Raw genomic sequence first — 13,606 nt, 5'->3', positions numbered from 1 at the left:
AATCTTTCAGGTCTACCTTCAAGGCATTGCTTGAAGACATCAACCTTGCAGGCTTCAACCGTCCAGGTCCCGCCCGCTGTCTTCGAGCGCCGGCCCGACGCATGCCTGCGCGCGGCCGGCCCCTCCTGGAAGGACCCCCACCTGATGAGCCACGCCGCCGATCGCGCCGTGCCCAGATCTGCCACGGCCACGGCCACGGCCACCGCCGCCACCGGGCGGCGCGGCAGTACGCCCCTGATCCTGGCGCTGGGCCTGGCCGCGATGGTCGTGGCCATGGCGCAGACCCAGGTCGTCCCGATCCTCGCCCTGCTGCAGAAGGAGCTGCACACCGGTGCCGCCGGCGTCAGCTGGGTGACCACCGCCGCGCTGCTCTCGGCTGCCGTCTTCACCCCCTTGCTGGGCCGGGTCGGCGACCAGTTCGGCAAGAAGCGCACGCTGCTCGCCGTCCTCGCCGTCATGGTGGTCGGCTCGGTCATCGCCGCGACCACCACCTCGCTGGCCCTGCTGATCATCGGCCGGGTGCTGCAGGGCTCCGCCACCGCGATCTTCCCGCTCGCCCTCTCCGTGATCCGCGACGAGGTGCCGCAGGAGAAGCTGCACGGGGCGATGGCGCTGGTCAGCGGAACGCTGGCGTTCGGCAGCGGCCTCTCGCTGGTGGCCACCGGGCTGCTCACCCAGGGCTCGCACCCCGACTACCACCTGGTCTTCTGGTTCTCCACCGCGCTGACCGTGCTCGCCCTGGCGGCCGTCGCCGTGGTGGTACCGCACGGCGGCTCGCCCACCGGCGGCCGGGTCGACGTGCTGGGCGCGCTCACCCTGGCCGTCTTCCTGGTCCTGCTGCTGCTCGGCATCTCGCAGGGCCACGAGTGGGGCTGGTCCTCCGCCCGCACGCTGGGCTCGCTGGCCGGTTCCGCCGTCTTCGCCGCCCTCTGGGTGCTGGTCGAGCGACGGGTGCGCAACCCGCTCGTGGACATGCGGATGTTCGTCCACCGCCAGGTGCTCTTCACCAACCTGACCGGGCTCTTCGTGGGCTTCGCCTCGTTCGCCCAGTTCATCGGCATCTCCTACCTCGTCCAGATGCCGGGCCGGCTGACCGGCTACGGCTTCACCGCCTCGGTCCTGCGCGCCTCCGTCGAGTACCTGCTGCCCAGCGCCCTGATCGCCCTGGCCGCCGCCCCGGTCGGCGGACTGCTGGTGCGCCGGATCGGCGCCCGCTCCACCCTCGCGGTCGGCGCGCTGATCGGCGTGGCGGGCTTCGCCTGGCTGGCCTTCGGGCACGGCGCCGAGGCCGCGGTGATCACGGCGGGCATGCTCACCGGCATCGCGATCTCCTTCGGCTACGCCGCGATGCCCGCGCTGATCGCGGCCAGCGTGCCCCTGGAGCAGACCGGCATCGCCAACGGGATCAACTCCATCTCGCGCTCGGTCGGGAGCTCGATCGCCAGCGCGGTGGTGACCTCGCTGCTCGCCTCCAAGACGGTCAGCTACGCCGCGCTCGGTGGCGCCGCGCTGCCCGCGGAGAGCCAGTTCACCCTCAGCTTCGTGATCGCCGCGGTCGCGCTGCTGCTGGCCGCCGGGGTCGCGATGGTCGGACTCAGCAAGCACCACCGGCCGCTCACCGCGCAGGCTGGTACGGAGGCCGGCGCACAGGCCGACGAGCAGCCGCACGCCGTGGCGGTCACCGCGGCGGTCGCCGTGCCGGCCGATACCGAGGCCGGCCCCGACAAGTCCTGACCGACCGGCCGACCCCGCCCCACCCCTCCCCACCCCACAACGCCCCTTCCCTGCCGACCTGGAGCACCACCCATGACTTCCGCCCTCTTCGTCGTCACCGGCGCCACGCACTGGACCCTCGCCGACGGCACCCCGCACCCCACCGGCTTCTGGGCCGAGGAGCTCGCCGAGCCGCACCGGATCTTCACCGAGGCGGGCTTCGAGATCACCATCGCCACCCCCGGCGGCGTCCCGGCCCCCGTCGACCGGGGCAGCCTGAGCGTCGAGGCCAACGGCGGCGCCGCGGGCAGGGGCCAGGAGAAGGCCGAGTGGCTGGCCGCCTACCTGGAGGCCGTCCGCGCGGACCTGGAGCACCCCGCGAAGCTGGCGGAGGTCGACCCGCAGGCGTACGACCTGGTCTTCTACCCGGGTGGCCACGGCCCGATGGAGGACCTCGCCGTGGACGAGGACTCCGGTCGGCTGCTCACCCGGGCGCTGGCCTCGGGCAAGCCGCTGGGCGTCGTCTGCCACGCCCCCGCCGCGCTGCTCGCCGCCCGGGACGAGGACGGCGGCTGGCCGTTCGCCGGCTACCGGATGACCGCCTTCACCAACGCCGAGGAGCAGGCCGTGGGCCTGGCCGCGGGCGCCAAGTGGCTGGTCCAGGACCGCCTGGTCGAGCTCGGCGCCGACTTCGTCGAGGCCGCGCCCTTCACGCCGCACACCGTGATCGACCGCAACCTCTACACCGGCCAGAACCCGGGCTCCTCCGCCGAGTTGGCCCGCACCCTGGTCGCCGCCGTGTCCACCGACCCGGCCACCGTGGTGGCACGCCTGCGCGCCACGTTCGCCACCGGCCGCACCAGGCCGCTCGATTGGCGCCTCGCCCAGCTGGGTGCGCTGCGCGCGCTGCTCAGCGAGCAGTCCGAGGCCCTCCTGGCCGCGCTCCACGCCGACCTGGGCAAGAGCGCGACCGAGGCCTACCGCGGCGAGGTCGGCTTCACGCTGAACGAGATCGACCACACCGTGGCGCACCTGGAGGAATGGCTGGAGCCGCGGCCGGCCGCCGTCCCCGGCGCCTTCCTGCCCGCCGAGGCCCGGGTGGTCCGCGACCCGCTCGGCGTGGTGCTGATCATCGCGCCGTGGAACTACCCGCTGCAGTTGGCCCTCGCCCCGCTGGTGGGCGCCCTCGCGGCGGGCAACACCGCCCTGGTCAAGCCCAGCGAGCTCACCCCGGCGACCTCCGCGGCGATCGCCCGGCTGCTGCCGCGCTACCTGGACCGGGAGGCCGTGGCCGTACTGGAGGGCGGTGTGCCGGAGACCACCGCGCTCCTGGAGCAGCGCTTCGACCACATCTTCTACACCGGCAACGGCCAGGTCGGCCGGATCGTCATGACGGCCGCCGCCGAGCACCTGACCCCGGTCACCCTGGAGCTCGGCGGCAAGAGCCCCGTGGTGGTCGAGCCCGGCGCCGACCTCGCGGTCACCGCCCAGCGGCTGGCGCGCGGCAAGTTCCAGAACGCCGGGCAGACCTGCGTGGCCCCCGACTACATCCTCGCCATCGGCGACACCGCCACCGCCCTGGAGGCGCACCTGGCCGAGGCCGTGCACGCCCTGTACGGGGCGGACCCGGCGAGCAGCCCGGAGTACGGGCGGATCGTCAACGAGCGCCACCACGACCGGCTCACCGCCCTGCTCGGCGACGGCCGGACCGTCATCGGCGGCGACCACGACCGCGCGCAGCGCTACCTCGCGCCGACCGTGCTGGCCGAGGTCTCCCCGGAGGCGCCGGTGATGCGGTCGGAGATCTTCGGCCCGATCCTGCCGATCATCGCCGTGCCCGACCTGGACGCCGCGATCGCCTTCATCAACGAGCGCGACAAGCCGCTCGCGCTGTACGCCTTCACCGAGTCGGAGCGCACCAAGCAGCGGCTGGCGACCGAGACCTCCTCGGGCGGCCTCGTCTTCGGCCTCACCGTCTCCCACCTGGCCGTCCCCGAGCTGCCGTTCGGCGGCGTGGGCGAGAGCGGCATGGGCCGCTACCACGGCGAGTACTCGATCGACACGTTCAGCCACGCCAAGGCCGTCCTCGACAAGCCCCTCGGCTGACCGCCACGGGACGGGACGGGGCTGCGGCGCCCGCCGACCACCTCCGACCGGAGGTGGTCGGAAACGGGCTGGAAGGGGCGGGAAGTGGCAGCGAACCGCCGGTGCTCCGACACCGGCCGATCGTCACTCGGCGCGGAAATACCCTTTCAGGGCATTGACTTGACGGATCGTTGGATTCGCATGTCCCGGTCATTATGGTGGCGGAGTACCGGCACCCGCGGGCGCCGGTGGGCCCGACGTGTGGACGGCAGACAGGAGTCGCCGCCGTGACCGATCCCGTTCCCGTTCCCTTTGCCGACCTGGTGCTCTTCCCGCACTGCGACCTGCACATGGCGCTGGCCGGTACGCCGCCGCTGACCCTGACCCTGGCCACCCGTACCGAGCGCACGCCCGCGACGGGCGGGTTCGACGTCGTGCCGGTCCAGCCCGGCGCGTGCGACGTCGAGTTCTTCGCACCGTTCAACGCCAAGGGGCACCGGTTCGACGGGGTGCCGACGTACCGGAAGGACACCGGGGTGGTCACGGCCACCACCCCCGGGGTGTTCCTCTTCCAGGCGCACACCGGGGGCGAGTACCTCGTCGGCCGGCTCCAGGTCCACCGGTCGGTCGTCGGCTGGTGGTTCGGCAACGACTCCCTCACCACCGCGCTGGACGCCACCGTCGCGCACGCCCAGCCGTCGCTGTACGCGAAGTTCAGCGACGACGCCGGTACCGGGACGGACCTGATCGGTGACATCACCGGGCACGGGTACGTCCAGCTGGTGCCGGCCGACACCCGGCAGCTCGCCGTGACGCCGAACGGCCGGGTCCGGGGTGTGGCGGCCACCCAGCCGGGCGCCTCCTGGATGCTCTCGGGCCTGTTCCCCGGCCTGGGCGGGGCGCAGCTGCTGCCGGTCCAGGTGGTCGACTACGCCGCGCCGCACGCGGTGACCCAGGAGTGGGGCGCCAAGGACCTGACGGTCCTCGACCGCAAGCACAACGTGCTGTTCCTCGCCGAGGGCTTCCGCGAGCAGGAGCGGGCGAAGTTCGACTCCATCGTCACCAGGACGATCCACGAGCTGTTCGAGAAGCCCGCGCACGAGCCGTACGGGATGCTGGGGGGCGGTTTCAACGCCTTCGCGTCCTTCACCCCCTCCGCACAGCACACCGTCACCTGCGGATTCCGGGTCGCGGCGGGCGAGGAGACGGTCGAGGCGGGCCGGGCGAGGGGCACCGGCTTCCCGATCCCGTCCAACGCGATCGGCGGCGGAGCGCTCTACACGCTGGAGGAGCTGGTCCGCCGGGTGGGGCTGCCCATGCGCGGGGACCAGCGGTCCGGCCTGGTGGCGACGTGGCGGGCGCAGGATCTGGACGTCGACCCGGCCAGGGTCAGCGAGGACCTCGTCACGGCGTGGAAGAAGCACCAGTCGGTCGGGATCCTGCACGCCCGCGACACCGTCTTCGGCTTCCAGCTGGGCCGCCGGCTCGCCGACCGCTCCTCGGGTACGGGCCCGGTGGGCAGGCCCGCCGACGACGGCGTGGGAACCGCGGGGGTCAAGGAGTTCGTCGCCAGGCTGTACGAGTTCTACGAGAGCGGGCCGACCCGGAGCCTGACCTTCGACCCGCGTCGGCACCCGCCGGAGCTGTACATGGGAGCGGGGCTGGTCAACCCCGCCAACACCCTCCTGCGCTACGTCCGGAGCCTCCAGGTCGCCGACTCGACGGTGGCGGTGGCGGTCGGCGACCAGTGGCAGCCCGACGACGGCAGGTTCCAGCGCAGCCGGGGCCTGATCGCCATGATCGTCAACGACGGCGTGACCGGCGGGACCAATCTCAACGGCCGGACGGTGACGGCCCAGACAGTCAACAAGTACCAGGGTCTCTCCTACGTCTACGCCAATGCGACGGACCGCCGGGAGTTGCGCCGTGACCCGCCCTCCGACATAGCCGTGGACGTCGACGACATCATCGGCACGGTCTCCCACGAGTTCGGCCACAGCTTCAACCTGGCCGACGAGTACGAGGAGTTCGACGGTGAAGGCAGTGACGGGAGCCTGGCGGCGGACCTGCCTGCGGACAACGTCTCGGTGTTCGGATTCCTGCGGATCGGCCCGGGCACGGACCCGAAGGACCGGCGGATCGACGCGGACAAGGTCAAGTGGCTCCAGCTGCCCCGGATCCGCCTCGCCGCCGTCCTGCTCGCCGACTCGCAGAACGTGACCAGCCCGGTCCAGGGCGTCCGGCTCGCCATCGGCACCCGCGACACCGCGCAGTGGCAGCAGGCCCAGGCCCTCCTCACCGAGGTCCGGCTGCGCGACTTCGGCATCAAACCCCTCGGGCAGCAACTCCCGCTGGAGACCAAGCCCGCCCACTACCTGGACGGGCTGATCGTCGGCAAGGTCCTCCCCGCGGAGGGCGCGATCATCCTCACCAGGGCGGGCAGCGCCCCCTTCCCGACGTTCCGGGCCGGATCGATCGTCTTCGCGCCGTTGAAGGACGGGCAGCACCAGCCGCTCCTCGTGGTGGAGCCGGAGGTCCTCACCTTCCTCCGGAACAGCCGCGCCCCGCTCAACCTGGACCCGGACAACAAGAAGCGGAACTCCGGCGAGGACACCCCCGTCGACATCCCGGGTTTCAGCCCGCCCTGCAAGGGCGCCCGGCTGATCGGGATCTACGAGGGCGGCGCCACCTACTCCGCCTCCCACTACCGGCCGACCGGCCGCTGCAAGATGCGCGGCAGCGCCCAGGACTTCTGCCACGTCTGCGCCTGGCTGATCGTCAACCGGGTCGACCCCGCCTTCCACGCGCTCCTCGACAGCAAGCTCTACCCGGAGTCCAAGGAGGAGGCGAAGAGGCATGAGTGAGCCGGGCACCTTCGAACGGATCCTGGCGGAGGTCGGGCAGGCGCTGCTGCCGCTGCGCGACGCGCTGGCCGGACCGGCCGCCTTCGCCGGGCTGCTGCGCCGCCTGGGCTGGTCCGTCACGGACGTCCCGCAGCCCTTCGTGGACCTGCGCGGCGCCGTCGAGACGCTCTACGACAGCCTGCACACCCTGCTGGGCGACGGCGGGCTGAACGTCGACGGCACGGTCGGCGACGGCGGTGCCTCCGCCGCGGCCTCCTTCTCGCCGGACGACGTGCAGCGGGCCCTCGGCGCCGTCCAGGCGGTCGTCAAGGGAATCCACGCGATCACCGACGCACCGGCCTCCGCGATCCCCGACGTGCTGCGTGCGGACGGCTTCCCCACCCTCTTCCCCGGCCAGCTCCTCGACTTCCTGATCGTCACCTACCTCCAGCGCTACCACCCGACACTGGGCTTCGCCCTGCGCGGCCTCGGCGTGGTCAAGGCCCGGTACGCCCCGGCCGCCGGGAACCGCCCGCCGTACGTGCACCTCGGCCTCGACCTCGGCGACCTGCCCCGGACGCTCGCCGACCCCTCGCAGGTGTTCAAGGACGCCTTCGGCTGGGGCACCGCCGACTTCGACCAGCCGGCGCTGCTCTCCCAGCTGGACAACCTGCTGCGGACCATCGGCGCCAACGTCGAGACCGGGGAGGTCCCGCCGTCGACCGCGCTGGCGCTCCAGGGCGCGCCGCCGGACCCGTTCGGCCCGCCGCCCACGACGCTGGCCGCCGTGCTCTTCCAACGCGTCCAGCCCTCGGCCTCGATGGCCGCCGCCGTCCGGCTGCTGCCGCTGCCCGCCGCCGGCGGCGCCCCGCCGGGCCTCGCGCTGCTGCCCTCGTTCACCGGCCGCCAGGGCTTCCGCTTCGAACTCGGGCCGGACATCGCCGTCACCATCCGGGGGGACCTGGACCTCCAGGGCGGCGTCGCGCTGCTGGTGCGGCCCGGCCGGGGTATCGAGATGGTCCTCGGCTTCGAGTCGTCCACCGGGCCGGTCCACGCCAAGGGGTCGATCGACGTCCAGGTGGAGCGGTCCGGCCCGACCGGCGAGCCGCAGGTGCTGTTCGGCTCGGCCGGCGGCACGCGGCTCCAGCTGCGCCGGATCGCCGGTGCGGGCGGGGTCCGGCTGGTCGGGGATGCCGTCGACTTCTTCGCCGAATTCGGCCTGGAGGGGCTGGAGTTCGTCTTCTCGCCGGCCGGCGCGGACGGCTTCGTCGGCGCCGTCCTGCCGGCCGGCGGGTTCACCGTGGGCGCAGACCTCACCGTCGGGGTCTCCTACCGGCAGGGCTTCTACTTCCGCGGCACCTCCAACCTGGAGATCCAGCTCCCGACGCACCTGGAGCTCGGCCCGCTGGAGATCCAGGGCCTGACCATCTCCGCCTCGCCCGGCCCGGACGGGCTGCCGATCGGCCTCGGGGTGTCGTTCCGCGCCCGACTCGGCCCGGTCACCGCCGTCGTGGAGCAGATCGGCCTCTCCGCGGACATCGCGTTCCGGTCCAAGGGTGACGGCAACCTGGGCCCGGTCGACCTCTCCTTCGGCTTCAAGCCGCCCAAGGGCGTGGGCCTGGCCGTGGACGCCGGGCCGGTCAAGGGCGGCGGGTACCTGTCCTTCGACCCGGACCACGGCGAGTACGCCGGCGCCCTCGACCTGGAGTTCGCCGGACTGGTCGAGCTCAAGGCGATCGGCCTGATCACCACCCGGATGCCCGACGGCAGCGACGGCTTCTCGCTGCTGATCGTGATCACCACCGACTTCGGCGCCACCGGTATCCAACTCGGCTACGGGTTCACCCTGCTCGCCGTCGGCGGGCTGATCGGCCTCAACCGCGGGATGAACCTCCAGGCCCTGGCGGAGGGCGTGCGGACCGGCGCGGTCGAATCGGTGATGTTCCCCAAGGACGTCATCGCCAACGCCCCCCGGATCCTCTCCGACCTGCGCCGCTTCTTCCCGCCCGAGGAGGGCCGGTTCCTGATCGGGCCGATGGCGAAGATCGGCTGGGGGACCCCGACGCTGGTCAGCGTCTCGCTCGGGGTCGTGGTCGAGATCCCGCCCGGGAACATCGCCGTCCTCGGGGTGCTCCGGTGCGTCCTGCCCAGCCAGGACCTCCCGCTGCTGGCGCTCCAGGTCAACTTCGTGGGCGCGCTGGAGGTCGACCGGTCGCGGCTCTGGTTCTTCGCCGAACTCTTCGACTCCCACATCCTCACCATGACCATCGACGGCGGGATGGGCCTGCTCGTCGCCTGGGGCGACTCACCGGACTTCGTCCTGACGGTCGGCGGCTTCCACCCGTCCTTCAAACCGCCGCCGCTGCCCTTCCCCGTCCCCAAGCGGCTCTCGGTGGACATCCTCAACCGCCCCGGCCAACTGATCCGGGTCTCCGGCTACTTCGCGGTCACCAGCAACACCGTCCAGTTCGGCGCGGCGGCCGAACTCCGGCTGGGATTCGGCGGGTTCGGCATCGAAGGGCACCTCTCCTTCGACGCGATGTTCCGCTTCTCGCCGTTCGCGTTCACCATCGCGATCTCCGCCGGGGTCACCTTGAAGGCCTTCGGCGTCGGGGTCTTCGGCATCGACCTGGACTTCGCGCTCGAAGGCCCCTCGCCCTGGCGCGCGCACGGACGCGGCTCCATCTCCCTGCTGTTCTTCGAGATCTCCGCCGACTTCGACATCAGCTGGGGCGAGGAGCACAACACCACGCTCCCGCCGGTAGCCGTACTCCCGCTGCTGGAAGGCGAGTTCGGCAAGACCGAGGGGTGGCAGACCAGGCTGCCCACCGGTGGCCTCAACCCCCTCGTCACCCTCCGGCACCTGCCCGACACCGACCAGCTGGTGCTCCACCCGCTCGGCACGCTCCTCGTCCGCCAGCGCGCGATCCCGCTGGACGTCCGCCTCGACCGGATCGGTGCCCAACGGCCCAGCGACGGACGGCGGTTCGCCATCGCGCCGGCGCCGGACAGCGGCCTGGTCCGGGTCTCCGTCACCGGCGACAAGTTCGCGATGGCGCAGTTCCAGGACATGGACGACGCCGCCAAGCTCTCCCGGCCGGCGTACGAGAACCAGGACGCCGGACTGGAACTGACCGCGGCCGCCGGCACCCTGCTCTCGCCCCGGGTGGTCCGCCGCAGCGCCCGGTACGACCTGCACGTCATCGACAGCGGGATGCCCGCGAGCGCCGCCGCCGCCCGCCGGGTCGTCCCGATGGCGGCCGGCTCCGGCACCGCCGCGCCCAAGCGCTTCCACGACGTCAGCCCCGCGGTGTTCAACCAACTGCTCCAGGGCAGCAGCACCAGCCGCTCGCCGGTCTCGCAGCGGGAGTCCAGGCTCCGGCAGCCCTTCCCGCCCGAGGAAACCGTCCGCCTCACCGACCGGCGCTACGTCGTCGCCAACCTCCGCAACAACGTCCAGGCCCACCCGCCGGCCGGCGGCCTCGCCGCCGCGACCTTCCGCAGCCGGACCACCGCCCAGGACGCCCTCGCCGACTGGATCGGCCGGGACGGCAGCCTCGCCGACCGGCTGCACGTCATCCCGGAGGAGGAGGCGGTGGGCTCGCCCGCCACACCGGGGAGCTGGAGCGCCGGCGGCAGCCTCCCGTCCGCCGCCCGGGGCGTCGAGGCGATCCGGCTGACCAGCGGCACGGTGCTGGTCGCCGGGGGAGCGGACGCCACCGGCGCGGCCCTGGCCACCGCCGCCCTGTTCGACCCGGTCGCCGCCACCTGGACGGCCGCCCCGCCCCTGGCGACCGCCCGCCGCGGACACAGCGTCAGCAGGCTCGGCGACGGCCGGGTGGTCGCCGTGGGCGGCCGCGCCGCCGAAAGCGGAGGGCCCCGCCCCCCGCGGGGCCCGGCGCCCGCCCGGGCGGGGGCGGGGGGCCCCCCGCCGCCACCCTGGAGGCCGCCACCGCGGCCCTGGCCGCCCGCCCGATCGACCCCGAGCGGAACCCGCCCTGGCTCGCCCGGGTGCTGCTGACGGCGGGGCAGCCGCGGGCGGTGCTGATCGCCGCCCACCACGTGCTGATCGACGGGTGGGGGCTGGCCGTGCTACTCGACCAGCTGCACGATCAACTGCGCGGCACGGCGGCACCGTTGGGGACGGCTTCGCAGCCGCTCGACGCGCTCGCCACCCAGACGCCGGAGCGGGCCCGCGCGGCGGAGCGGGAGTGGCTGACGCGCCTCGCGGACAACCCCACCGGGGTGCTGGCCCCGTTCGGCGGGTCCCCGGACGGCACCGGGCGCCACCGCCTCCAGCACCGCTCGGTGGGCGCCTACCGGCACCTGCGCCACATCGCCCGGCGCCACCTGGTCAGCCCCGAGGTCGTCGTGCTCGCGGCGCTGGCCCACGACGTCGCCGCGCGTACCGGCGAACTCCGCTTCCTCGCCTCGGTGGTGGTCTCCAACCGGGCCCGGGCCGCCGTGCGGAGCAGCATCGGGGTCCGGGCCCTGACCGTCCCGGTGCAGATCGACCTGCGTCCGGGCGCGGCCTTCGGCGAGGTGGTCGCCTCGGTCGCCGCCGCCTCCGCGACGGCCTACCGGTACGGCCACTGGCGGCCCGCCGAACTGGTCGCCGCCCAGGCGCGGACGGACCGTCGCCGCGGGGTCAGGACGGTGCCCGCCATCGAGTACAACTGCTACTCCTGGCCGCGCGGTTACCTCGTCCCGGGGTACCTGGCCCCGGGGTACCTCGACCCCCCGGTCCCGGCACCGGCGCCGGCGCCGGCGCCGGGCACCGCGCCGGACGGGTCCGGCGACGGCTGGCTCCGCAGCGCGCCCGACGAGCCCTGCGACACGCTCTACGTCGACCTCGCCCTCGACGCGGGGGCCGTCACCCTCGACGTCACCGTCGGGGACCACCTGCTCGACGCCGGGCAGGCCGCCGCCCTGCCCGTCCGGCTGTGCGCCCTGCTGCGCGCGGCGGCCGACGGCGCCGAGTGCCCCGTCCCGGCGCGCCCGACCGCACCGGCCGCCCCCGGGTGGTGGCGCGCCCCGCAGGGCTGGGTGCGCCCGGCCGCGGTCGCGGCGGTGCTGCGCGACTGCCCCGGGGTGCTCGATGTGACGGTGGCGCCCGGCGGGGAGGTGACGGGGGCGGACGAGGAGCCGCACCTCGTCGCCCGGGCCCGCACCGCCCCCGGCGTCACCCCGGAGGACCTGCACCGCCACGTGCTGGACCACCTCGACGAGGTTCCGGGCCTGCTGGCCCCGGGCCGCTACGTACTCTCCCCGGCCGGGCCCGGCGCCACCACCACGACCCGCGCCGAAGCGCTGCGGGTCCCGCGCCGCCCGCCCGGCACGGCCGCCGAACGGGCGCTGGCCGCCGCCGTCGCCACCGCCGCCGCACCTGGTGGCCCCGGCGGACCAGGCGGACCCGGCAGCCCGGACACCGTGGACCTGAACCGCTGTCTGGCCGACCACGGCGTCACCCTGGTCGCCGTCCCCCGTCTGCTGGCGCTGCTCCGCCGGTCCGGCCTCACCGGGATCGCGTCGGACGAACTGGCCGGAACGGCCTCGCTCGGCCACCTCGCCGCCGCCCTGGAGCCCGCACCGCCCGCACCGCCCGGACTGCCCGCACAGCCCGCACAGCCCGCACCAGCAGCACCGCCACCACCCCTGCCGCCCCGCGCCCACCGTGCAGGAGGGACCTCACCATGACCGCGCCCCGCAGCACCGCACCGCCCGAGGACCGCCTGGCCCCGTGGGCCTTCGCCGCCTTCGTCGAGGCCAACACCCACGACACGGCGTACCGCCCGCCGGTGGTGGACGGCCCGGTCGGGCCGACCGTCGTCCGCAACGGCCGCGAGCTGGTGAACTTCGCCAGCATCAGCTTCCTCGACCTGGAGCGCCACCTCCCGGTGCGGCGCCACTTCGCCGAGGGGGCGCTGGCCCACGGGCTGAGCACCAGCGGCTCCCGGATGACCCAGGGGATCTGCCGCCCGCACCAGGTGCTGGAGGAGACGATCGCCCGCCACACCGGCAAGGAACGCGCCATCAGTTTCGCCACCGGACTGCTGGCCAACATCGGGTTCGTGCACGCCATGAGCAGTTCCGCGCACTTCGACGACGGGATCGAGGTCCGCAACCACGACACCGTCTTCGTCGTCGACCGGGACGTCCACTGGAGCATCTGGAAGGGCCTCCAGGGGCTCGACTACGGCCGCCACGTGCACGCCTTCCGGCACAACGACGTCGCCGACCTGGCCCGGATCCTGCGCCGGGTCCGCGCCCGCAAGACGGTGGTGATCGCCGAGAGCATCTACTCGGCCGACGGCACCATGGGGCCGATCGTGGAGATCCTCGACGAGTGCGACCGGCACGGCGCCGTCAGCATGATCGACGACGCGAACGGCTTCATGGTCTACGGGCCGGAGCACCGCCCCTACGCCCGGGAGGCGGCCGCGATCCGGGAACGGGCCGACTTCGTCATGGTGTCGCTGTCGAAGGCCATCGGGCTGGAGGGCGGCGCCATCGCCGGTCCGGCGGCGGCCGTCGACGCCTTCGAACTCCTCTCCGGCACCTCGATGTTCACGGCCGCCATCCAGCCGCCGACCGCCCACGCGGCCGACCGCACGATCGCCGCCCTGGCCGCCGATCCCCGGATCGTCGACGACTACCTGGCCCATGCCGCCCGCCTGCGCCGCCGGATGCACGAGGCCGGCACGGCGACGACGCCCACCGAGTCGTACATGCTCTCGGTGCCGATCGGGAACGACGCCGCCGCCCTGCAGATGCGGGAGTGGTTCGTCGAGGACGGCTACCTCGTGCCCGTCTTCTCCTACCCGGCGGTCACCCGCAACCAGGCGCTGCTGCGCCTGTTCCCGCACGCGGGCCACACCGAGGAGCAGGTGGACGGCTTCCTGCGCACCCTCGTCGACTACCGCCGCCGCCTCGGCGTCTGACCGCCCCCTGGCACCCCCGTCACC

At 73.7% G+C, this 13,606-nt stretch carries 6 protein-coding genes; all 6 read left to right on the top strand.

Going from position 1 to position 13,606, the window contains the following annotated elements; translation table 11 throughout:
* Positions 1–144 precede the first annotated feature (144 nt).
* The 6 genes from ACFWXO_RS11300 to ACFWXO_RS11275 all read left to right on the top strand — a co-directional run bounded on the left by ACFWXO_RS11300 (position 145) and on the right by ACFWXO_RS11275 (position 13,582).
* Positions 145–1,734, top strand: coding sequence for an MFS transporter (locus tag ACFWXO_RS11300; RefSeq protein WP_380523380.1), 1,590 nt, complete (start codon positions 145–147; stop codon positions 1,732–1,734).
* Between the two features lie 72 nt (positions 1,735–1,806).
* Entirely contained in the window at positions 1,807–3,819 is a 2,013-nt protein-coding gene (locus tag ACFWXO_RS11295; protein WP_380523304.1) for an aldehyde dehydrogenase family protein, read from the top strand.
* A 266-nt stretch (positions 3,820–4,085) separates the two neighbouring features.
* Complete coding sequence (locus tag ACFWXO_RS11290) at positions 4,086–6,662, top strand: hypothetical protein (protein WP_380523303.1); 2,577 nt, start codon at positions 4,086–4,088, stop codon at positions 6,660–6,662.
* Positions 6,655–10,662 (top strand): DUF6603 domain-containing protein, encoded by a 4,008-nt coding sequence (locus ACFWXO_RS11285; protein WP_380523302.1) that lies wholly within the window; start codon positions 6,655–6,657, stop codon positions 10,660–10,662. Before ACFWXO_RS11290 ends, ACFWXO_RS11285 begins: the two co-directional genes overlap by 8 nt.
* The gene (locus tag ACFWXO_RS11280; protein WP_380523379.1) at positions 10,581–12,338 is read left to right on the top strand and encodes a condensation domain-containing protein; all 1,758 of its coding nucleotides are present in this window, start codon (positions 10,581–10,583) and stop codon (positions 12,336–12,338) included. Before ACFWXO_RS11285 ends, ACFWXO_RS11280 begins: the two co-directional genes overlap by 82 nt.
* A complete protein-coding gene (locus tag ACFWXO_RS11275) occupies positions 12,335–13,582 on the top strand; it encodes an aminotransferase class I/II-fold pyridoxal phosphate-dependent enzyme (RefSeq protein WP_380523300.1) in 1,248 nt (415 codons plus the stop codon). The genes ACFWXO_RS11280 and ACFWXO_RS11275 overlap by 4 nt, the downstream gene beginning before the upstream one ends.
* Positions 13,583–13,606: the final 24 nt, after the last annotated feature.

The sequence above is a fragment of the Kitasatospora sp. NPDC059088 genome (genome assembly GCF_042738155.1).
GTDB lineage: Bacteria > Actinomycetota > Actinomycetes > Streptomycetales > Streptomycetaceae > Kitasatospora.
This window is presented reverse-complemented; position numbering and strand designations above follow the sequence as displayed.

What these genes read in the sequence shown, in the direction of transcription:
- ACFWXO_RS11295 (WP_380523304.1), top strand. Translation starts at nt 1,807, where the DNA reads ATGACTTCCGCCCTCTTCGTCGTCACCGGCGCCACGCACTGGACCCTC.
- ACFWXO_RS11300 (WP_380523380.1), top strand. Translation starts at nt 145, where the DNA reads ATGAGCCACGCCGCCGATCGCGCCGTGCCCAGATCTGCCACGGCCACG.
- ACFWXO_RS11285 (WP_380523302.1), top strand. Translation starts at nt 6,655, where the DNA reads ATGAGTGAGCCGGGCACCTTCGAACGGATCCTGGCGGAGGTCGGGCAG.
- ACFWXO_RS11275 (WP_380523300.1), top strand. Translation starts at nt 12,335, where the DNA reads ATGACCGCGCCCCGCAGCACCGCACCGCCCGAGGACCGCCTGGCCCCG.